The organism is Flavobacterium sp. GW821-FHT12A05 (genome assembly GCF_058807735.1).
The window spans coordinates 228,755-248,031 of sequence record NZ_JBXAQY010000006.1; the positions used below are offsets into that span (position 1 = coordinate 228,755).

22 protein-coding genes and 1 tRNA gene are annotated in these 19,277 nt (G+C 33.5%); 14 read left to right on the forward strand and 9 right to left on the reverse strand.

Annotation, left to right across the window (positions count from 1 at the left end; translation table 11 throughout):
* Nucleotides 1-54: 54 nt before the first annotated feature.
* The 3 genes from AC1RRQ_RS15385 to AC1RRQ_RS15395 all read left to right on the forward strand — a co-directional run bounded on the left by AC1RRQ_RS15385 (nt 55) and on the right by AC1RRQ_RS15395 (nt 2,514).
* On the forward strand, nt 55-1,233 hold the full coding sequence (locus tag AC1RRQ_RS15385) for an aldose epimerase family protein (RefSeq protein ID WP_493023915.1): 1,179 nt from the start codon (nt 55-57) through the stop codon (nt 1,231-1,233).
* A 123-nt stretch (nt 1,234-1,356) separates the two neighbouring features.
* A complete protein-coding gene (locus tag AC1RRQ_RS15390; RefSeq protein ID WP_493023916.1) occupies nt 1,357-1,995 on the forward strand; it encodes a hypothetical protein in 639 nt (212 codons plus the stop codon).
* A gap of 51 nt (nt 1,996-2,046) precedes the next feature.
* Nucleotides 2,047-2,514, forward strand: coding sequence for an OsmC family protein (locus AC1RRQ_RS15395; protein WP_493023917.1), 468 nt, complete (start codon nt 2,047-2,049; stop codon nt 2,512-2,514).
* Nucleotides 2,515-2,519: 5 nt separating this feature from the next.
* On the opposite strand, the gene AC1RRQ_RS15400 is transcribed toward AC1RRQ_RS15395, so the two are convergent.
* Entirely contained in the window at nt 2,520-2,948 is a 429-nt protein-coding gene (locus AC1RRQ_RS15400; RefSeq protein ID WP_493023918.1) for an SRPBCC family protein, read from the reverse strand.
* 162 nt (nt 2,949-3,110) lie between these two features.
* Nucleotides 3,111-3,190: transfer RNA gene (locus AC1RRQ_RS15405), tRNA-Leu, on the reverse strand.
* A gap of 291 nt (nt 3,191-3,481) precedes the next feature.
* On the opposite strand from AC1RRQ_RS15405, the gene AC1RRQ_RS15410 reads away from it, so the two are divergent.
* The 4 genes from AC1RRQ_RS15410 to AC1RRQ_RS15425 all read left to right on the forward strand — a co-directional run bounded on the left by AC1RRQ_RS15410 (nt 3,482) and on the right by AC1RRQ_RS15425 (nt 6,836).
* Nucleotides 3,482-4,423 carry a ribose-phosphate pyrophosphokinase gene (locus AC1RRQ_RS15410; RefSeq protein ID WP_493023919.1) on the forward strand — a complete coding sequence of 314 codons (942 nt, stop codon included), beginning with the start codon at nt 3,482-3,484 and terminating at the stop codon, nt 4,421-4,423.
* A 128-nt stretch (nt 4,424-4,551) separates the two neighbouring features.
* Entirely contained in the window at nt 4,552-5,163 is a 612-nt protein-coding gene (locus AC1RRQ_RS15415; RefSeq protein WP_053472910.1) for a 50S ribosomal protein L25/general stress protein Ctc, read from the forward strand.
* Nucleotides 5,164-5,458: 295 nt separating this feature from the next.
* A complete protein-coding gene (gene pth, locus AC1RRQ_RS15420) occupies nt 5,459-6,085 on the forward strand; it encodes an aminoacyl-tRNA hydrolase (protein WP_493023920.1) in 627 nt (208 codons plus the stop codon).
* A 139-nt stretch (nt 6,086-6,224) separates the two neighbouring features.
* Nucleotides 6,225-6,836: a superoxide dismutase gene (locus AC1RRQ_RS15425; protein WP_493023921.1), complete on the forward strand. Its 612-nt coding sequence runs from the start codon at nt 6,225-6,227 to the stop codon at nt 6,834-6,836.
* A gap of 735 nt (nt 6,837-7,571) precedes the next feature.
* Here the strand turns inward: AC1RRQ_RS15425 and AC1RRQ_RS15430 are convergent.
* Together AC1RRQ_RS15430 and AC1RRQ_RS15435 are read right to left on the reverse strand one after the other, a co-directional pair.
* On the reverse strand, nt 7,572-9,470 hold the full coding sequence (locus tag AC1RRQ_RS15430; protein ID WP_493023922.1) for an amidophosphoribosyltransferase: 1,899 nt from the start codon (nt 9,468-9,470) through the stop codon (nt 7,572-7,574).
* An 85-nt stretch (nt 9,471-9,555) separates the two neighbouring features.
* Nucleotides 9,556-10,479, reverse strand: a complete 924-nt coding sequence (locus AC1RRQ_RS15435) for a PfkB family carbohydrate kinase (RefSeq protein ID WP_493023923.1) — start codon at nt 10,477-10,479, stop codon at nt 9,556-9,558.
* Between the two features lie 246 nt (nt 10,480-10,725).
* Between AC1RRQ_RS15435 and AC1RRQ_RS15440 the strand changes: the two genes are divergently transcribed.
* Nucleotides 10,726-11,292 (forward strand): hypothetical protein, encoded by a 567-nt coding sequence (locus AC1RRQ_RS15440; protein ID WP_493023924.1) that lies wholly within the window; start codon nt 10,726-10,728, stop codon nt 11,290-11,292.
* Between the two features lie 2 nt (nt 11,293-11,294).
* Here the strand turns inward: AC1RRQ_RS15440 and AC1RRQ_RS15445 are convergent, their stop codons facing one another.
* The 3 genes from AC1RRQ_RS15445 to AC1RRQ_RS15455 are packed head-to-tail and all read right to left on the reverse strand — an operon-like array spanning nt 11,295 to nt 12,510.
* Nucleotides 11,295-11,444 carry a hypothetical protein gene (locus AC1RRQ_RS15445; RefSeq protein WP_493023925.1) on the reverse strand — a complete coding sequence of 50 codons (150 nt, stop codon included), beginning with the start codon at nt 11,442-11,444 and terminating at the stop codon, nt 11,295-11,297.
* A gap of 15 nt (nt 11,445-11,459) precedes the next feature.
* Nucleotides 11,460-11,855, reverse strand: a complete 396-nt coding sequence (locus AC1RRQ_RS15450; RefSeq protein ID WP_493023926.1) for a hypothetical protein — start codon at nt 11,853-11,855, stop codon at nt 11,460-11,462.
* Nucleotides 11,856-11,889: 34 nt separating this feature from the next.
* Entirely contained in the window at nt 11,890-12,510 is a 621-nt protein-coding gene (locus AC1RRQ_RS15455; RefSeq protein ID WP_493023927.1) for an RNA polymerase sigma factor, read from the reverse strand.
* A gap of 293 nt (nt 12,511-12,803) precedes the next feature.
* On the opposite strand from AC1RRQ_RS15455, the gene AC1RRQ_RS15460 reads away from it, so the two are divergent.
* On the forward strand, nt 12,804-13,151 hold the full coding sequence (locus tag AC1RRQ_RS15460; RefSeq protein WP_493023928.1) for a DUF6249 domain-containing protein: 348 nt from the start codon (nt 12,804-12,806) through the stop codon (nt 13,149-13,151).
* A gap of 59 nt (nt 13,152-13,210) precedes the next feature.
* Here the strand turns inward: AC1RRQ_RS15460 and rnhA are convergent, their stop codons facing one another.
* Complete coding sequence (gene rnhA, locus AC1RRQ_RS15465; protein WP_154340423.1) at nt 13,211-13,687, reverse strand: ribonuclease HI; 477 nt, start codon at nt 13,685-13,687, stop codon at nt 13,211-13,213.
* A 59-nt stretch (nt 13,688-13,746) separates the two neighbouring features.
* Nucleotides 13,747-14,316 carry a phosphoribosylglycinamide formyltransferase gene (purN, locus tag AC1RRQ_RS15470; protein ID WP_493023929.1) on the reverse strand — a complete coding sequence of 190 codons (570 nt, stop codon included), beginning with the start codon at nt 14,314-14,316 and terminating at the stop codon, nt 13,747-13,749.
* A gap of 175 nt (nt 14,317-14,491) precedes the next feature.
* Here purN and AC1RRQ_RS15475 point away from each other — a divergent pair, with 175 nt between their 5' ends.
* The 5 genes from AC1RRQ_RS15475 to pyk all read left to right on the forward strand — a co-directional run bounded on the left by AC1RRQ_RS15475 (nt 14,492) and on the right by pyk (nt 19,027).
* Nucleotides 14,492-14,728 (forward strand): acyl carrier protein, encoded by a 237-nt coding sequence (locus AC1RRQ_RS15475; protein ID WP_007137004.1) that lies wholly within the window; start codon nt 14,492-14,494, stop codon nt 14,726-14,728.
* Between the two features lie 242 nt (nt 14,729-14,970).
* Complete coding sequence (gene fabF / locus AC1RRQ_RS15480) at nt 14,971-16,224, forward strand: beta-ketoacyl-ACP synthase II (RefSeq protein ID WP_493023930.1); 1,254 nt, start codon at nt 14,971-14,973, stop codon at nt 16,222-16,224.
* 9 nt (nt 16,225-16,233) lie between these two features.
* Nucleotides 16,234-16,974 (forward strand): ribonuclease III, encoded by a 741-nt coding sequence (gene rnc / locus AC1RRQ_RS15485; RefSeq protein ID WP_493023931.1) that lies wholly within the window; start codon nt 16,234-16,236, stop codon nt 16,972-16,974.
* A 125-nt stretch (nt 16,975-17,099) separates the two neighbouring features.
* Nucleotides 17,100-17,588 carry an IPExxxVDY family protein gene (locus tag AC1RRQ_RS15490; RefSeq protein ID WP_012023224.1) on the forward strand — a complete coding sequence of 163 codons (489 nt, stop codon included), beginning with the start codon at nt 17,100-17,102 and terminating at the stop codon, nt 17,586-17,588.
* A 5-nt stretch (nt 17,589-17,593) separates the two neighbouring features.
* Nucleotides 17,594-19,027, forward strand: a complete 1,434-nt coding sequence (gene pyk, locus AC1RRQ_RS15495) for a pyruvate kinase (RefSeq protein WP_493023933.1) — start codon at nt 17,594-17,596, stop codon at nt 19,025-19,027.
* Nucleotides 19,028-19,277 lie beyond the last annotated feature (250 nt).

Consider the following 19,277-nt stretch of genomic DNA (forward strand, 5'->3'; position numbering starts at 1 on the left):
TACTTTTAATCTTTTCACATTTACCTTTCACAATAATCAAAAAAAATAGCATTTATGAATGTATTAAAACGTTGTATTTTTGGAATCGGCTTGTTAAGTCTGGCTTTGGTTTCAGTTCAATGCAAAAGCGATAAAAAAATGGATACTACAGTTTCAGATCAAAAAGCAGCAGTAACGATCGAAAAATCGTCATACGGAACAACTTCAAAAGGAGAAAAAGTCGATAGTTACAAATTAAAAAACCAAAATGGGATGGAAGTCGATATCATCACTTTTGGCGGAAGAATTACAGATTTGAAAGTGCCAAATAAAGAGGGTGTTTCTGAAAATGTAGTAATCGGATTTACTTCTTTGGCACAATATGAAAAAGAAAACCCATTTTTTGGAGCTTTAATTGGAAGATACGGAAACCGAATTGCGAAAGGAAAATTTACTTTAGACGGAAAAGAATATCAATTGGCCATAAATAATGCACCAAATGCTTTGCACGGCGGACCGCAGGGATATTTTAATGTGGTTTGGAAAGCAGATGAGGTTAAATCTGGCGAAACAGCTTCTTTAAAATTATCTTATTTAAGTAAAGATTTAGAAGAAGGATATCCGGGAAATTTAAAGGTTTTTGTAACCTATACCTTGACAAATGATAATCAGTTAGAAGTTTTGTATGAAGCAACAACAGATAAAACAACGGTTGTAAACTTAACACAGCATTCTTATTTCAATTTATCCGGAGATTTCACAAAAACGATCTTAGATCATGAATTGACTTTAAATGCAGATAAAATTGTTCCGGTTGATGCGACTTTAATTCCAACAGGAAAATTAGAAGATGTGGCTGGAACACCTTTTGATTTTAGAAAACCAAAGTTAATTGGAAAAGACATCGAAGCTAAAAACGAACAAATAGAAAGAGGAAAAGGATACGACCATTGCTGGGTGTTGAATAATCCTGAAAAAGGAAAAACAATCATCGCAAAAGTATACCACGCGCCAAGCGGAAGAGTTTTGGAAGTAACAACTGACGAACCTGGAATTCAGTTCTATTCAGGAAATTTCCTTGACGGAACGTTACCAACACGCGATGGAAAAACATACGGACACAGAACCGGACTTTGTCTAGAAACAGAACACTATCCGGATTCTCCAAATCAGAAAAACTTCCCGACAACGGTTTTAAACCCGGGAGAAAATTATAAAACTAAAACTACTTTTAAATTCTCAGTTAAAAAATAGTTTTTAGAATTTGTTTACTAGTTCAATTCTCTGAAAAACCTCGAAAGTGATATGCTTTCGAGGTTTTTTTATTTATTCTGTCTTACATTTGAAGAATATATAGAAGATTTAAAAAGCGTGATTGTGAAAAGAATAGTTATTTACATTTCAATTTTAGTTTTATTTATTCAAAGTTGTCAGAATAAAGATAAAAGTCAATTAAAAAATAATGCTATTGTTAAAGCAGATTCTTCAAGAGTAAAAGAAGTTGATTCTAATATCAATAATAATGAGCAAATAGAATTAGTTAAAAACTTCATGAAATGGTATATTAACAATAGTAACATATTGGATAACTTTGATACTATTGGCGGCGGACCAATGGACGTGAAGGAAAATGAAGAGGCAAAGAATTATTATGTAGATTTTAGCGAAGTAGAAAAATATATTGAAGAATTGAAAAAGAGTGGTTTTTTTACCGATATCTTTCTTAAAAATGAAAAACAAATATTTATAGAAGGAGATAAATATTTTAAGAAAAATCCCGAGAATGACAGTCCTCCATTTGGATTTGATTATGATCGTTTCTTTTTCACTCAGGAATCTCTTGAAGATGTTTTGCCAAATATTGAAAAAAGCAAATACCTTGTTAATCAAAAGAATGATTCTATTTCAGAAGTTAGGTTTTATCTGCCTATGACTGGAGTAAATTATAAGTATACTTTAAAAAAAATAAACGCTAGATGGGTTATTGAAAAAATAGACTCAGAGCAAAGACCATAATAATAGTTTTTTGAAATAGAAATCAATTTATTAACGAAAAAAAAATAGAATATGGCCTTCAAGCATATATTTAAAGTAGTACTAAATTGGACTTCAAACAAAAGTCAAGAAGAAACAATTTTGAAAATCTACAGCAAAAGCCATAAAATCTTTATTGAAGGAAAACCAGTTTTAGATGTTTCGGCAGCAAAAGCATTCAAGGGCGATCCTTCCTTATATAATCCGGAGGATTTATTGTTGAGCAGTTTGGTTTCCTGCCACATGATGTCGTATTTATATGTCTGCTCTCAAAACGGAATAGAAGTCCTTGAATATTCAGACAACGCCGAAGCAATCCTCGAAGTTTCTCCAGATGGCAGCGGACGTTTTACAGAAGTACGATTAAAACCAAAGATAAAAATTTCAAATCCTGATAAAACAGAGTTAGCATTAGAATTGCATACAAAAGCAAATCAATTGTGTTTTATTGCTAATTCATGCAATTTTCCTGTTTTGCATGAAGCTAGTTGTGAGGCTTGAAAATTCTAAAACTTCCTTTTTTGATAAGGTGTTCCTTCGTTGTCTTCACAATGACTTTTAAGGCTTAAAAGGAACATAGCCCAGTTATAATTGCACCATTGGTAAAACTCGGTTAGTTCGCGCCAATCAAAATGTTTAAGGACGATTGCAGTTTTTCCGTTTTTTTCTGTCAGGTCAAATGAAATTTTGGTTCCAATCCATTCCGGGTCAGAGTCAACGCATTCCCAAAGTATTCTTTTGTTTGGAGATAATTCGATTATTTTCATTTTGGTAAGATCATTGTCTCCAAAACTAAACTCATTGATAAAACCCACTTCAGGTTTCACAAGTAGTTCCTCGGTCCAAACAGCGCCAAGTCCGGCTTGTGTTGTTAAAGCTTCATAAACATTTGCAATTGGTGCTTTGATGTAGTTGATGTGTTCGATTTTTTCCATTTAGAAGACCAGCTATATTGTACAAATACAAAGTTAACAAGTTTTAGATAGCTTTAACACAGCTGTTTATTGTCGAAAATAAAAGCCTAAAATTTCAATATTGGGTCATTATTGAAATGCAATAAAATCAAAAAAACCTCTTCGGTTAAGAAGAGGTTTTTGTACCCGGAGCCGGAGTCGAACCGGCACGGTTTCCCACAGGTGTTTGAGACCAGCGCGTCTACCAATTCCGCCATCCGGGCTTAGCAGACGAAAAAATAATCGATAAATCAATTATTTTAACGCAATAGAATGAGTTCAAAAATGTGCTCATTCCTTTAACACGGTGCAAATGTAAAAAATTAAATTAAATGTTCTACTAAAAATACTTAAATTTTTCCTTTCAGTGTTCAATAAATTTTATAAATTTGCAGCTCGTTAAAACGACGCACACACAACTAACTACACCCGAGGCATTTATATGTATTTTGTTTTACCAAAATTGGTGAAGCCTAATTGTACTAAGCGCAGCGGAGCAAAAACAACAAATTATAATGTCGCACCTAGAACCAGAAGCTAAAATTTTTGCTTGTTCACAAAGTGTTTATCTTGCAGAAAAAATTGCAGAACAATACGGAATCCCGTTAGGAAAAGTAACGATGTCAACGTATAGCGATGGAGAATTTCAGCCATCATACGAAGAATCAATTAGAGGATTACGTGTTTTTATTGTATGTTCAACTTTCCCATCTGCAGATAATTTGATGGAATTGTTATTAATGATTGATGCTGCAAAACGCGCATCGGCAAGACATATTACAGCTGTTATGCCTTATTTTGGTTGGGCAAGACAGGATAGAAAAGACAAACCAAGAGTTCCAATTGGAGCAAAGTTAGTAGCAAACCTATTAACTGCTGCAGGAGCAACAAGAATCATGACAATGGATTTGCACGCAGATCAAATTCAGGGATTCTTTGAAAAACCAGTAGATCATTTATTTGCATCTACTATCTTTTTGCCTTACGTGCAAAGTTTAAATTTAGAAAATTTAACCATTGCATCTCCAGATATGGGAGGTTCAAAAAGAGCTTATGCTTACTCTAAGTTTTTAGAATCAGATGTTGTAATCTGTTACAAACAAAGAAAAGCAGCCAACGTTATCGACACTATGGAATTGATTGGTGAGGTAAAAGGTCGTAACGTAATCTTAGTAGACGACATGATCGATACAGGAGGTACTTTAGCAAAAGCAGCCGACTTAATGATCGAAAAAGGAGCACTAAGTGTTAGAGCAATTTGTACACACGCTATATTATCTGGCGGTGCGTATGAAAAAATTGAAAATTCGAAGTTGAGTGAATTAATCGTAACAGATTCTATTCCGTTAAAGAAACACTCAGATAAAATTAGAGTAGTGAGTTGTGCGCCTCTATTTGCAGAAGTTATGCACATGGTGCACCACAACAATTCCATTAGTGGAAAATTTATAATGTAGAAGCAGTAAGCTTTAGGCTTTAAGCTATAAGCATGTTACTCATTTTAAAAAAGCCTAAAGCTTAAAGCGTATTGCCTAAAGCCTATAGCAAATTAAGAATATTTATTAATAACTATATTTTTTTTACAATGAAATCGATTACAATTAAAGGATCAGAAAGAGAAAGCGTGGGCAAAGTGTCAACTAAAGCCTTACGTAATGCTGGAGCGGTTCCTTGCGTGTTATACGGAGGAAATCAGGCAGTACATTTCTCAGCGGACGCTGCGGCATTCAAAAACTTGGTTTACACTCCAAACGCTCACACAGTTGTGATCGAACTTGGAAAAGGAAAATCATTCAATGCAATTTTGCAAGACATTCAGGTTCACCCAGTATCTGACAAAATTTTACACATTGACTTCTTCCAATTATTTGATGATAAAGAAATCACAATGGAAGTTCCTGTGAAAATCGTTGGTACATCTAAAGGTGTTCTTGCAGGTGGTGTTTTACGTTTAAACACTCGTAAATTAAAAGTTAAAGCTTTACCTAAAAATCTTCCTGATTTTGTTGAAGCTGACATTACTCCACTTGAAATGGGTAACAAATTATACGTTACTAAAGTTGGTGCTCCAGAATACAAAATTATGCACCCAGACAACACAGTTGTTGCTCAAGTAAGAATTTCTCGTGCTGCTATGAAAGCTGCTCAAGAAGCTGCAAAAGCTGCAAAAGCTCCTGCAAAAGGAAAGAAAAAATAATTTTTTTCAACTCAATACAAAAAGCCTCAATCTTACGATTGGGGCTTTTTTTTAGCTTCTAAGTTTTTAAGATGCTGAGGTACTAAGTTTTTTGCAGTGAAAAGGCTTCGACTTCGTTCAGCCTGACAAATAGTACGCCTGCCAGGCTGAGCGAAGTCGAAGCCTTCGTGTAGTATAAAAAAGCCAGAGTAAATCCGTTTAATCAGTGTCATCTGCGTGCCATTCTCAGCGCTTAAAGAATAATTATCTAATTAACAAATTGCCACATTCTCTAATTAACCTTACTTTTGCAAACATGATAAAATGGATAACAAAACTGTTTTCATCAACACAAAAAGAAGAGAACATAGATAATATGAAGAAATATTTAATCGTTGGTTTAGGAAATATTGGTGCCGAATATGTAAATACAAGACACAATATTGGATTTAAAGTATTGGATTTTTTAGCCAGAAAAGAAGGTCTTTCATTCGAAACCGTAAAATTGGGAGCATTGGCCGAATATAAGTTTAAAGGAAGAACATTTCTTTTGCTTAAACCAAACACTTACATGAATTTAAGCGGGAAAGCCGTAAAATACTGGATGGATAAAGAAAATATTCCACTAGAGAATATTTTGATCATTACAGACGATTTAAACCTGTCATTTGGAACCATCAGAATCAAACCTAAAGGAAGCGACGGCGGCCATAACGGACTTAAAAACATTAATTTGGTTTTAAATACACAAAACTATACCCGCTTTAGATTCGGAATCAGCGATCAATTCAAAAAAGGCCAGCAGATAGATTATGTTTTGGGTGAATGGAACGACGACGAAAATTCAAAATTACCGGAACGATTAGAAACTTCGGCAGAAATTATAAAATCTTTTGGAACTGCGGGATTGGAAAATACTATGACGACTTTTAACGGAAAATAAAGATTTGCAGGTAATTATCTTTTAAAAAATCGATTTATCAATTAATTAAATTCAATTATAACGAAATAGTATTTTCAATTCCAAAGTTAAATGTCTAAATTTGGGATAAATTATTATAAACCATAAAAATCCTTATATCATGGCTTTTGAATTACCACAATTACCTTATGCATATGATGCATTAGAACCACATATTGATGCACGTACAATGGAAATCCATCATACAAAGCACCACAATGCATACACAACAAATCTTAATGCAGCTATCGCAGGAACAGATTTAGAGGGAAAAACAATCGAAAATATCTTAATCAACTTAGATAAGTCAAACGCAGCAGTTCGTAACAATGGTGGAGGTTTTTACAACCACAATTTATTCTGGACTGTAATGTCTCCAAACGGAGGAGGGTTGCCAACAGGAGATTTATTAGCTGCTATCGAAGCTTCTTTTGGAACTTTCGAAGAATTTAAAGCAAAATTTGCTAAAGCCGGAGCAACTCAATTTGGTTCAGGATGGGCTTGGTTAACAGTACAAAAAGAAGGGAAATTAGAAGTTGTAGGTACTCCAAATCAAGATAATCCATTAATGCCGGAAGTTGCTGGTAACGGTGGAACTCCAATCTTAGGAATGGATGTTTGGGAACATGCTTACTATTTAAACTACCAAAACAGAAGACCAGATTATATTGAAGCTTTCTTTAGTGTAATTAACTGGACAGAAGTTGCAAGAAGATTTGCTTTAGACAAGTAGTCGAGAAAATAGAGCAAAGAATAAAGAGAAAAGACGAATGGCCTTGCGGTTATTCGTCTTTTTTTTTTTGTTTGTTTCTATATTTTTTAGAGTCTTTATTTTATCCTCTTTCATCTATTTTCTCTGTTCTATATTCGTTCTTCTATAATCTTTCTTCTATAATCTTTACTCTTCTCTCTTAAAAGAAAGAAAAATAAAAAAGGCGAAATCTCTTTCGCCTTTTTTGCCCCAAATCTACCATAAACTTAACCTACTAATGTTATGGTGTAGTAAATGTATGACGACTATTTTTATGAAAAAAACTTTTTAGACAAAAAGCAAATATATCCGACGAAGTTGATATAAAGGCTGTAGCGCAATATTGGAAGGATTATAAATAAAAAAGGCGGAATCTCTTCCGCCTTTTTTGCCCCAAATCTACCATAAACTTAACCTACTAATGTTATGGTCTAGTAAATGTATGGCAGCTAATTTTATGAAAAAAACTTTTTAGATAAAAAGTAAAAATATCCGACGAAGTGAGAAGTAAAGACTTAAAATCGAAATACTTGAGTTTATACCAATAAAAAAGGTGGAATTACTTCCACCCTTTTTGCCCCAAATCTACCATAAACTTAACCTACTAATGTTATGGTTTCTCAAAAGTATTGTAGCTTTTCAATTTCACCAAACAAACAGGATGAACGGCAAAAAAAACCGATGAAATGCACTATTTAACCTTTTGTTAATACTTTTTTAATAAGCTCTCGCGTCTTTTCCTTCGTAGAAATTCATAAAAGCACGGTTTACAACTCGGTTTCCACCTGGGGTAGGATAATCTCCGGTAAAGTACCAGTCACCAAGATTTTTCGGACAGGCAATATGTAAATCTTCAACTTTTTGGAAAATGATTTTTACTTCGGCATTGATTTCCGGAGAACTCAACATTTCTGCAATTTTATCTGAAATCTCTTCAGGAGTAAATTGATCGTAAATTGCAGTTACATAATTTACAACATCCTTATCTTCAAAGTTTTCTTGTGCTTTACATTTAGCATAAACTTCGTCAACGATATGATATAAGTTTCTTTCTTTTAATAATGTCAAGGCTGCTCTAAAAGCTACAAGGCCTTCTAGTTTTGCCATATCGATTCCGTAACAATCCGGATAACGAATTTGCGGTGCCGATGAAACAATTACGATACGCTTTGGCTTTAAGCGATCCATCATTTTTATGATGCTCATTTTTAATGTAGTACCACGAACAATACTATCATCAATAATAACCAGATTGTCTTCTGGTTTAATTACACCATACGTTACGTCGTAAACGTGAGCTACTAAATCATCACGGCTGCTGTCTTCAGTAATAAAGGTTCTAAGTTTAGCATCTTTAATAGCGACTTTTTCTGTACGTATTTTTACAGCTAAAAGTTCCTGAAGCGTTTCTGTGGTAAGTGTGTTTCTGTTTTCTAAAATATAATTGTTTTTTCTCTGATTTAAGAAATCCTGAGCAGCTTCGACTAAACCATAAAATGAAGTTTCGGCTGTATTAGGAATGTATGAGAAAACAGTATTGTCTGTATCACTGTCGATTGCGTTAAGAACAGCTGGTAAAATCAATTTACCTAAGTTTTTACGTTCTTGGTAAATTTCAGCATCACTTCCTCTAGAGAAATAAATTCTTTCAAACGAACAAGCTTTTTTAACGGTTGGTTCCAAGATTTGATTCATAGAAACTTTACCGCTTTTTTTGATGATTAAAGCATTTCCTGGTTCGATTTCCTGTACGCTTTCAAACGGAACATTAAATACAGTTTGAATAACAGGTCTTTCAGAAGCCACAACAACTACTTCGTCATCTTGATAAAAATAAGCAGGACGAATTCCGGCTGGATCTCTAAATACAAAAGCGTCACCATGACCTAATAATCCGGCCATTGCATAACCACCGTCTAAGTTTTTAGCAGAGCGGGCTAGTATTTTTGCAATATCCAAACGTTCTGCAATTACTGGCGAAGCTTCTCTTTTTGAATAACCTTCGGCTTTACAGTCTTGGTACAATTGCATTACCTCTTTGTCTAAGAAGTGACCAATTTTTTCCATTACCGTAACAGTATCGGCCATTTCTTTTGGATGCTGTCCTAATTCAACCAGATTTTCAAAAAGTTCTTTAACGTTTGTCATGTTAAAGTTTCCGGCTAAAATCAAATTACGGTGCATCCAGTTACTTTGACGTAAAAATGGGTGAACACTTTCGATGCTGTTTTTTCCAAAAGTTCCGTAACGAACGTGTCCTAAAAATAATTCGCCAACATACGGAATTTCCGATTTTATTTTAGCAACGTCATCACCAATTTCTGGCTGTGCTTTTAATTCTTCACTGATTCGCTCATTGATTTGTTTAAAAACATCTTGTATTGGCTGTGAGTGATTCGAACGAACTCGGCTTATGTAGCGTTGTCCAGGTTCAACATCCAGTTTAATGCTTGCAAAACCAGCGCCGTCTTGTCCACGGTTATGCTGTTTTTCCATCATCAAATACATTTTCTGGATTCCGTAGAAAGCAGTTCCGTATTTTTCTTTATAATATTCAAGCGGTTTAAGAAGTCTTACTAAGGCTATACCACATTCGTGTTTTAAAGCGTCGCTCATTGTTTTTTTATTTTTTTTGTGTTGTGTTGTAAGTTGTGTGTATTAACGTAATAAAAAAGCCCCGTTTTATCGAGGCTCTTGGGCATTATATTTCTATGTCAAACTGAGTTAACGACTTAAATTGCTGTAATCGAATCGCTACTTCGGCTTTGCTTAATGTTTCCATCCTTTCGGTTCCAAATTTCTCTACGCAGAACGAAGCTAAATTTGAGCCGTAAATAATTGCGTTTTTCATATTGTTAAACGAGATGTTTTCGCTTTGTGCAATGAATCCTGAGAAACCACCTGCAAAAGTGTCTCCTGCTCCTGTTGGATCAAAAACATCTTCTAATGGTAAAGCTGGTGCAAAGAAAACTTCTCTGTTGTGGAATAAAAGTGCGCCGTGCTCTCCTTTTTTGATCACCACATATTTTGGTCCCATGTCCTGGATTTTAGCAGCTGCTTTTACTAATGAATATTCACCAGAAAGTTGTCTGGCTTCTTCGTCATTGATTGTAATAACGTCTACACGTTTAATAACGTCTAGTAATTCTGGAAGAGCGCAGTCCATCCAAAAGTTCATAGTATCTAAAACTACTAATTTTGGTTTCTTCTCTAATTGATCTAAAACACTGCTTTGTACTAACGGATGTAAGTTTCCTAACATCACAACATCGGCATCTTTATAGTTTTGAGGAACTTTTGGCTGAAAATCAGCTAAAACGTTTAACTCGGTTACTAATGTGTCTCTTGAATTTAAATCATTGTGGTATAAACCGCTCCAAAAAAAGGTTTTGCCGCCTTTTACAATTTCGATACCAGAGATATCAATATTTTTTGAAGTTAATAAATCTAAATGCTCTTGAGGAAAATCGTCGCCAACTACAGAAACAATGGCCGATTGTAAGTTAAAAAATGAAGCTGATAAACCAATATACGTTGCAGCACCACCTAATATTTTATCTGTTTTTCCGAAAGGAGTTTCGATCGCGTCGAAAGCAACTGTTCCAACAATCAATAATTTATTCATTTTATGAATTTCGAATTAGGGTGCAAAGATACTTCATAAGTTACAATCTTGCAACGGTTTAGGTTCTCAAAATTTTCATAAAAAAATAATATCGATTTCGGGTGTAATTATGTTGTAAATGAATGAATTATATTTGGAACTACAGAGAGCTTATAATATGTTTTTTGTATTTAAATCGCAAGTTTTATTTTGGAAAAAAACGTTCAGGTTTTTTACTAGATTTGTTAAAAACATCCAATCTCATTTATGAAGAAAATAGTAACCTTATTAATGTTGTTTTGTCTTTTGATTTCATGTGAAAGCAAAAAGCCTAATTTTTCTGAAGAAATGATTGAGAGGTTAGCTCTTCAAGAAAAAATAGATGGACAGAGAATACCCTCAATGTATACTTCTTTTAATCTCTATTTTTTAACAAATAATAGAGAAGTCTGCCTAACCAACAATAATGAATTGTCCTTCTTATATGAACAATATTATTCTGATGAATTTTCTTCTTTGAAAGTTTTTTTAGATGCTGTTTTAAATCATGAATTTGTTTTAGATAAAAAAAGATTTAAAAAGCCTGTTTATATTGATAGCTTTAAATTAAATCCAATGACCGAAAAAGAATATTCAAATTTAGGATTTGATGAATTTTTGAAAAAATATTCAAAAGAAACCGCTTCAAAAAGATTAGCTCTTAATCGTGCAATTATTAAAGAAGGAGAACAGCTAACGATAGAGTATATTTTGTTTAAAAACGGTTACGATATAAGCTCTGATTGCTATTTAGGGATAGACTTCATTAGAAAAAGACAAGATTCGTTTAAATAAATCTACAATTGGTGGTTTTTTATTTCTAGCTTTTTTTCTTCCCATTTTTCATTAAATTTTTCTAAAGACATTGTTGGAGATTTTTCAGCAATTTTCACCCATTTTCTTAAATCTTCTTTAGGTAATTTGTTTTTCATTTTTTCTGTTTTCATTTTTTAATCTTAAATCTACAACTGATACTTCTTATCAAAATAATTTTTTAAAACCCCAATCTGAATCAGGATCATAAAAGGAACAATTAAAAGAGCATACATTATATTTTTAGAAAAATGAATTCCCGAAAAAACGTCTGCGACTTTATCAGTATATAATTTTCCAGCTTCCAGATTGGTTTCTGTTCCTGAAAAGAAAGATACATAAAGAACTAAAGCTGCAGAAGCGGCGCCTATAAAAAACCAAACGGGTTTAGAAATTAAAGGTTTGTATGCTTTCAGTTTTTTATCTTCCAATACTAAAACTTCGGACATTATTTTTGAAGTAAAATCTATTGATGGTGACTCCAGTTTGTCTTCACTCATCATTTTATCAATAAGATGTTCTATATTTTTATCGCTCTCTTTCATATGAAGATAATATTTATTTTTTTAATGGAATTTGTTATCGGCATTCTTCATTTTGTTTTTGTTTTGGAATCTTGCCGATTTCATAACATTCTATTATTTCGGGTTCTAACTGCTGTCTCAAAATTACAGCTAATTTTTGTCGGCTTCTAAATAATTTTACTTTAGCATTGTTTGCTGATATATTCATTATTTTTCCAATTTCTTCTAAATTTTGATCATCAAAATAAAACAAGGTCAAAAGGAAATTTTCATCATTGGGTAATAAATTTAAACATTTTTGAATGGTTTGCTTTCGTTCTTTTTCTTCTAAAGCACTCAAAGCATTGTCCATTGTTTTAATTAAATGTGCCGAAAATTCATCTATAGAAATATTCGAATCTTCTTTTTTGCTTTTCTTTAATCGGTCCAGACAGGTATTATAAGCGATTTTATAAATCCAGGTAGAAAATTTAGAATCGCCTTTAAACTTACTGAGTGAACTATAAATTTTGATAAAAGTATCCTGAGCTACTTCTTCTGCTTCTTCTCGGTTTTTAACCATTTTGAGTGCCAGCGTAAAGATCATATCCTTATAACGATTCACAAGAACGGCAAACGCATTGGTCTCGCCCTGCAGAATTTTGTCGATATAATGTTGGTCATTTATAGTACTCATATTATATAGGACGACAGTTTATTATTTTAGGTTACAGCGAAATGAAATAAAATTTCAACTTTAGAAGAAATTCCAAAAAAAATAAATTCCAAATTCCAAATGTGCTGTTGAACTTTGTCAAAGTTTTAAACTTTGACAAAGTTGTTTAGTAAAAAATATATCCAAAATTAGTTGATAATCAGTGACTTTTGGAGCTTTTAATTTAAAATTTAAAAAATTTCACCAAAACTTGTAACCTGAATTTAAAAAGCCTCGTCATATGGAGTATCAATCAATTTAAAAACGTAAATATTATGGACGACAAAATTTTAATTCCAATTAGTTTTTTCTTAATGATCTTCGGGATCGTTTATTTAATTTATTCTACTAGAAACAGAGAACGTTTAGCGCTTATAGAAAAAGGTGTTGATGCGAGTATATTTATGCAGGGAAAAGGAAACGGCGCTCCAGCTTGGAAAATCTTTGTTGTAAATCTGGCATTCTTATTAATAGGAAGCGGTTTGGGAATTTTTCTTGCATTAGTGGTTACCACTTACACTTCTCTTAATGACGGAGCAGTCTATCCTTCACTTATATTCATCATGGCAGGTATAGGGCTTTTGACTGGATTTAAGACAGCAAAAGATTTAGATAAAGAATAAGTAATAGTTTTAGTAATTAAAAAACGCGTTTAAAGCAATTGTTTTAAACGCGTTTTTTGTTATTCTTTAGAACCTATGGTTTCATAATAAACGTCTACAGAAAGTTTGGGCTGCATTGATGCCATAACGGCAAGTTGGTCGCAGCGTTCGTTTTGCGGATGATTGTTGTGGCCTTTTATCCATTTAAAATCGACCTGATGTTTGCGGTAAACAACTAAAAAGCGTTTCCATAAATCTGGGTTTTTTCTGCCAGCAAATTTCTTTTTCTCCCAGCCTAGAACCCATTTTTTTTCAACAGAATCTACGACGTATTTAGAATCAGAAATTACAAGGACTTTCATGTTTGGATTTTTCAGTTTCTCTAAACCCACAATTACAGCCAAAAGCTCCATTCGGTTATTTGTTGTGAGACGAAAACCTTCGTAAAATTCTTTTTTATGCGGAGTTCCAACTAATTCCATAACCACGCCATAGCCGCCGTTTCCGGGATTTCCTTTTGCCGCGCCGTCTGTATATATATGTACTTCGTGATTCATTTATTTATTTTAGATTGCAGATCTTAGATTATTCAAATTGGAATTTGGATTTTTAATTATTAGGATTTTATATCTAATATTCTATGAATAATTTCAGGAAAATGTTTTTGTTCCAGCTCATGAATCTTTTCTGCTACTGTTTCTGGGGTATCTTCATCAGTTAAAACTACATTTTGCTGAAAGATGATGCCGCCTTCATCGTAATTTTCGTTTACGTAATGAATTGAGATTCCGGTTTCTTTCTCTTTATTATTAACAATTGCCCTGTGTATGTGCATGCCGTACATTCCTTTACCTCCATATTTAGGTAAAAGTGCCGGATGTATGTTGATTATTTTGTTTGGATACTGCTCGATTATGTTTTCTGGAAATTTCAATAAGAAACCTGCAAGAACGATCAAATCCGGGTCGATTTTTTGTATTTTTTGTAGTACGTTTCGTTCCAAAAGTTCGTTTTTTGAGAAGATTTCGACTGGAATTTGATGATTTTTTGCTCTTTCAATAACTTTTGCCGAAGCATTATTTGTAAAAATCGAAACAACCTTTGCAATTTCAATCTCCGAAAAATATTTTATAATGTTTTCTGCGTTAGTTCCTGATCCTGAGGCAAAAACGATAATTTTTTTCATAATAGAATTTATTTTGAGAATGCAAAAAACGGAATAAAAAACGAAAATAAATAGCTTTGAAAGACCTTTCTTGAAATTAATTTTATAAATTAGTATCACATTTATAAACTAAATAGTTGTTTTAAAATAAAGTTTTTTATTTTTGCCAACAAATTAAATTCTAAAATTAAAGATTATGTCAGACATTGCATCAAGAGTAAAAGCGATTATCGTAGACAAATTAGGTGTTGACGAAAACGAAGTTGTAACAGAAGCAAGCTTCACTAATGATTTGGGAGCTGACTCATTAGACACTGTTGAGCTTATTATGGAATTCGAAAAAGAATTTGATATTCAAATTCCAGACGATCAAGCAGAAAACATTGCTACTGTAGGTCAAGCTATTTCTTATATCGAGGAAGCTAAAAAATAATAATACCACACCCGAAATTTAAAAAAGTCAATTTTTGAAATTCCAAACTCCAATCTTGGAATTTGTTTTTTGAAATTTGAGCTTTATTAAAAGTCGGGTGTTATTATTTTTTTAAATTTTAAATTTCGATTGATTTTCAATCAAAAAGATATATTTATATTGTAATACCCATGGCTCTTAAGTAGCAATACAATTAAGAAAGCAATGGGTTTTATTTGTTTAAAGACACAAAATACATATTTATGGCATTAAGGCGAGTTGTTGTAACAGGATTAGGTGCACTTACTCCTATCGGGAATAATATCCAGGAGTATTGGGATGCACTTGTGAATGGGGTAAGCGGAGCCGCTCCTATCACATATTATGATACAGAGAAGCATAAAACGAAATTTGCCTGCGAAGTGAAAAACTTCAATATTGAAGATTACATGGATCGCAAGGAATCTCGTAGATTAGATAAATTTGCTCAATATGCGATTGCTGCCAGTGACGAAGCTATTAAAGATGCTGGACTTACAAACGATAATATCGATAAAACAAGAGTTGGTGTTATCTGGGGCGCAGGAATTGGAGGTTTAGAAACTTTCCAGGAAGAAGTAATTTACTATGCTAAAGGTGATGGAACTCCAAAGTTCAATCCGTTTTTTATTCCAAAAATGATTGCCGATATTGCCCCAGCGCATATTTCTATGCGTAACGGTTATATGGGACCAAATTATACTACGGTTTCTGCATGCGCATCTTCTGCAAATGCTTTAATCGATGCTTTCAACTACATTCGTTTAGGAATGTGTGATGTTATTGTTTCAGGTGGTTCTGAAGCTGCTATTACCATTGCTGGTATGGGAGGTTTTAACTCTATGCACGCTTTATCTACAAGAAATGACAGTCCGGAAACAGCTTCAAGACCTTTTGATGCAACCAGAGATGGTTTTGTTTTAGGAGAAGGAGCAGGAGCTTTAGTTCTTGAAGATTATGAACACGCAAAAGCCAGAGGCGCAAAAATTTACTGCGAAATTGGCGGAGGCGGAATGTCATCTGATGCTTACCACTTAACAGCACCACATCCGGAAGGAATTGGAGTTATTGCGGTAATGAAAAATACATTGAAAGATGCTGGTATGAACCCAGAAGATATTGATCATATCAATACTCACGGAACATCTACTCCATTAGGAGACGTTGCTGAGTTAAAAGCGATCAGTGCAGTTTTTGGAGATCATGCAAAAAACATCAACATCAACTCTACAAAATCTATGACAGGACATTTACTTGGTGCTGCCGGAGCTATTGAAGCAATTGCTTCTATTTTGGCAATGAAACATGGTATTGTTCCTCCTACGATTAACCATACAGTAGTTGATGAGAATATAGATCCTTCATTGAATCTTACCTTAAACAAGCCTCAAAAAAGAGAGGTGAACGTTGCTATGAGTAACACATTTGGATTTGGTGGACACAATGCTTGTGTATTGTTTAAAAAAATTGCTGAGTAATTTTCGAATATGAATATTATCAAAAAAATATTTTCTAAATCCCGTTCTCTAGAAGACGGGATTTTTTTTGACACTATTCAGAAAATTCTTGGTTTTCAGCCCGTAAATATTGAATTTTACAAGAAAGCATTTACTCACAGGTCGTCAAATAAATTAGATGAAGCAGGTCATCCTATAAATTATGAACGTTTAGAATTTTTAGGAGATGCAATGCTAAGTGCTGTAATTGCGGCACATTTGTTTAATAAGGCACCTAATGGTGATGAAGGTTATCTAACAAAAATGCGTTCAAAAATCGTAAGCCGCGAACACTTAAATGAGTTGGGCAAGGATTTGAACTTAGTGCGTTTTGTAGAAAGTAAAGTACCGGTACAGCATTTTGGAGAAAACATTCATGGTAATATTTTCGAATCGCTTATTGGTGCTATTTATCTGGATAAAGGATATTCGTATTGTGAACGATTTATTCAAAAAAGAGTAGTGACTCCTTATGTCGATATTGCACGACTAGAAGGAAAAGTAATCAGTTACAAAAGTTTAGTTATCGAATGGTGCCAGAAAGAAAAGAGAGTCTTTCATTACGACATTTTTGAAGATAACGGTATTGACGGACAACGCTTGTTTGGTGTCAAATTAAGTATAGACGATAAAGTTGTCGCAAGAGCGCGAGCAACATCCAAAAAGAAAGCAGAAGAAAAAGCTTCGCAAAGAGCTTATTTTGCGTTTCAGGAAAAAATTGACAAGAAATAATTACAAAATACTGGTAATTTTCTTAACGCTAAATCGTTTTCGTTTATAAATTAATAAAAACAAGCTGCTTATAACTATTTATGCTCCGCAAGAAATAGTATATTTACAACTTGATTTTTCATGACATGGCAATTCATAGATTGGATTTAGACGAATTTGACGAAATTGATTATTATTTAATGGCAATTCATACTTCATTAGAAGATTATAGACTGGCCTATTTTATCAATAAAAACCTTCCGATTAACTTAAGTAAGAGCAAAAACGAGATCCATGCTCAAACTAAAGAAGGCGAGGCAAATTTTTCGAGATTTTATTATTATGATTCTGAGAAAGCTGTATCATGGAATTTGATTCAGAATAAAAATGAGATCATTTCTGTGAGTACAAATGATTTCCAGAATTTGTTTTCTAATGAAACAAGTGAGGTTTCTACAACAATTCATTTACTTCCTGAATTCAAAAAGGTAGATTTTTTCCTGAAAATTGATAACAGCGAAGAGGCAGTTGATTTTTCAGAAATTCAGCAAAAATTAAATTCAATAGAAAGTATTGCAGCAATTTATGCTGTCGATACCAATAAAATAAAATCAAAAAACAATCTAATTTTTTAAAAAAAATGTTAACAAACAAGAAAACCAAAATTGTAGCTACGTTAGGTCCTGCATGTGGTACGAGAGAGATCATTAAAGATATGATCGATGCAGGGGTTAATGTGTTTAGAGTCAATTTTTCACATGCTGATTACGAAGGAGTAAAAGAAAAAATCAATATCATTAGAGGATTAAACGAAGAGTTTGGTTACACGACAGCAATTCTTGGAGATTTGCAAGGACCAAAACTTAGAGTTGGTGTAATGGAAGAGGGTACAGTTGTACACGATGGTGATACTATTACTTTTACAACAGCAGAAGATATTATTGGAACAGCTCAAAAAGTGTTCATGAAATATCAAAATTTCCCAAATGATGTTAACCCGGGAGAGCGCATTTTGCTTGACGATGGTAAACTTATTTTTGAAATTCTTTCAACAGACAAAAAAACAGAAGTTGTTGCTAAAGTTATTCAGGGTGGAGAATTAAAATCTAAAAAAGGAGTTAATCTTCCAAACACTAAAATTTCTTTACCAGCTTTAACTGAAAAAGATATTGCCGATGCCATCTTTGCTATCGAGCAAAAAGTAGACTGGATCGCACTTTCATTTGTAAAAACTCCTCGCGATTTACAAGATCTACAAGAATTAATCGCTAAACATTCAGACGTTAAAATTCCAATTGTTGCTAAAATTGAAATGCCGGAAGCTCTTGAGAACATGGACAAAATTGTAGCCTATTGCGATGGTTTAATGGTAGCTCGTGGAGATCTTGGAGTTGAACTTCCTGCTCACGAAGTGCCATTAGTGCAAAAAGATTTAATTCGCAGAGCAAAAACAGCTAGAATTCCTGTTATCGTTGCCACACAAATGATGGAAACAATGATTACAAGTTTAACACCAACAAGAGCAGAAGTAAATGACGTTGCTAACTCAGTAATGGACGGTGCAGATGCTGTAATGTTGTCTGGAGAAACTGCAACAGGAAACTATCCTGTACAAGTTATCCAGAGAATGACACAAATTTGCGAGGCTGTTGAGGATTCTGAACTAATTCAGGTGCCGCAAAATACGCCGCAAATTAAAACAAAACGTTTTGTCACTAAAACGGTTTGTCACCAAGCTGCATTATTGGCTAACGAAATCGAAGCTAAAGCAATTTGTACTTTAACAAATAGTGGTTACACGGCTTTCCAAATTTCGGCTTGGAGACCATCAACAGCTCATATTTTAGTATTTACTTCAAACAGAAGAATCTTAACTCAATTAAATTTATTATGGGGAGTAAAATCATTCTTTTATGATAACGAAGAAAGTACAGATGATACTGTTACAGATGTAAACCAAATTGCAGTTGAAAAAGGGTACGCAGCAAAAGGAGATTACTTAATTAATCTTGCTGCAATGCCAATTAAAGATAAAGGAATGGTTAATACCATGAGAGTTTCTGAAATAGAATAGTTTCTGTAAAAAGATCATATATTTTTAAAAGCCATCCGGTAATCGGGTGGCTTTTTTGTTTTATAATGCCTTTTTGATGTTGCAAGTTATAATTTGCAACAACGTAAGGCCTTCAAAATAAGATTTTTCGGTTTTTTATTGCATAATTTTGAGATACTTAACAAAACGTTAAAAAATCGTTGCTGCAAAATCCCCCGCCTTAAGCAGCTAAAAGTTCTAACATATTGTTTTAATACCGGTTGCTTTTCTG

Coding starts and splice junctions, on each gene's coding strand:
- AC1RRQ_RS15440 (WP_493023924.1), top strand. CDS start 10,726: ATGAAGAAAATAGTAACCTTATTAATGTTGTTTTGTCTTTTGATTTCA.
- AC1RRQ_RS15410 (WP_493023919.1), top strand. CDS start 3,482: ATGTCGCACCTAGAACCAGAAGCTAAAATTTTTGCTTGTTCACAAAGT.
- AC1RRQ_RS15475 (WP_007137004.1), top strand. CDS start 14,492: ATGTCAGACATTGCATCAAGAGTAAAAGCGATTATCGTAGACAAATTA.
- AC1RRQ_RS15490 (WP_012023224.1), top strand. CDS start 17,100: ATGGCAATTCATAGATTGGATTTAGACGAATTTGACGAAATTGATTAT.
- AC1RRQ_RS15460 (WP_493023928.1), top strand. CDS start 12,804: ATGGACGACAAAATTTTAATTCCAATTAGTTTTTTCTTAATGATCTTC.
- pth (WP_493023920.1), top strand. CDS start 5,459: ATGATAAAATGGATAACAAAACTGTTTTCATCAACACAAAAAGAAGAG.
- rnhA (WP_154340423.1), bottom strand. CDS start 13,687: ATGAATCACGAAGTACATATATATACAGACGGCGCGGCAAAAGGAAAT.
- AC1RRQ_RS15415 (WP_053472910.1), top strand. CDS start 4,552: ATGAAATCGATTACAATTAAAGGATCAGAAAGAGAAAGCGTGGGCAAA.
- purN (WP_493023929.1), bottom strand. CDS start 14,316: ATGAAAAAAATTATCGTTTTTGCCTCAGGATCAGGAACTAACGCAGAA.
- AC1RRQ_RS15400 (WP_493023918.1), bottom strand. CDS start 2,948: ATGGAAAAAATCGAACACATCAACTACATCAAAGCACCAATTGCAAAT.
- pyk (WP_493023933.1), top strand. CDS start 17,594: ATGTTAACAAACAAGAAAACCAAAATTGTAGCTACGTTAGGTCCTGCA.
- AC1RRQ_RS15450 (WP_493023926.1), bottom strand. CDS start 11,855: ATGAAAGAGAGCGATAAAAATATAGAACATCTTATTGATAAAATGATG.
- AC1RRQ_RS15455 (WP_493023927.1), bottom strand. CDS start 12,510: ATGAGTACTATAAATGACCAACATTATATCGACAAAATTCTGCAGGGC.
- AC1RRQ_RS15430 (WP_493023922.1), bottom strand. CDS start 9,470: ATGAGCGACGCTTTAAAACACGAATGTGGTATAGCCTTAGTAAGACTT.
- fabF (WP_493023930.1), top strand. CDS start 14,971: ATGGCATTAAGGCGAGTTGTTGTAACAGGATTAGGTGCACTTACTCCT.
- AC1RRQ_RS15395 (WP_493023917.1), top strand. CDS start 2,047: ATGGCCTTCAAGCATATATTTAAAGTAGTACTAAATTGGACTTCAAAC.
- AC1RRQ_RS15385 (WP_493023915.1), top strand. CDS start 55: ATGAATGTATTAAAACGTTGTATTTTTGGAATCGGCTTGTTAAGTCTG.
- rnc (WP_493023931.1), top strand. CDS start 16,234: ATGAATATTATCAAAAAAATATTTTCTAAATCCCGTTCTCTAGAAGAC.
- AC1RRQ_RS15425 (WP_493023921.1), top strand. CDS start 6,225: ATGGCTTTTGAATTACCACAATTACCTTATGCATATGATGCATTAGAA.
- AC1RRQ_RS15445 (WP_493023925.1), bottom strand. CDS start 11,444: ATGAAAACAGAAAAAATGAAAAACAAATTACCTAAAGAAGATTTAAGA.
- AC1RRQ_RS15435 (WP_493023923.1), bottom strand. CDS start 10,479: ATGAATAAATTATTGATTGTTGGAACAGTTGCTTTCGACGCGATCGAA.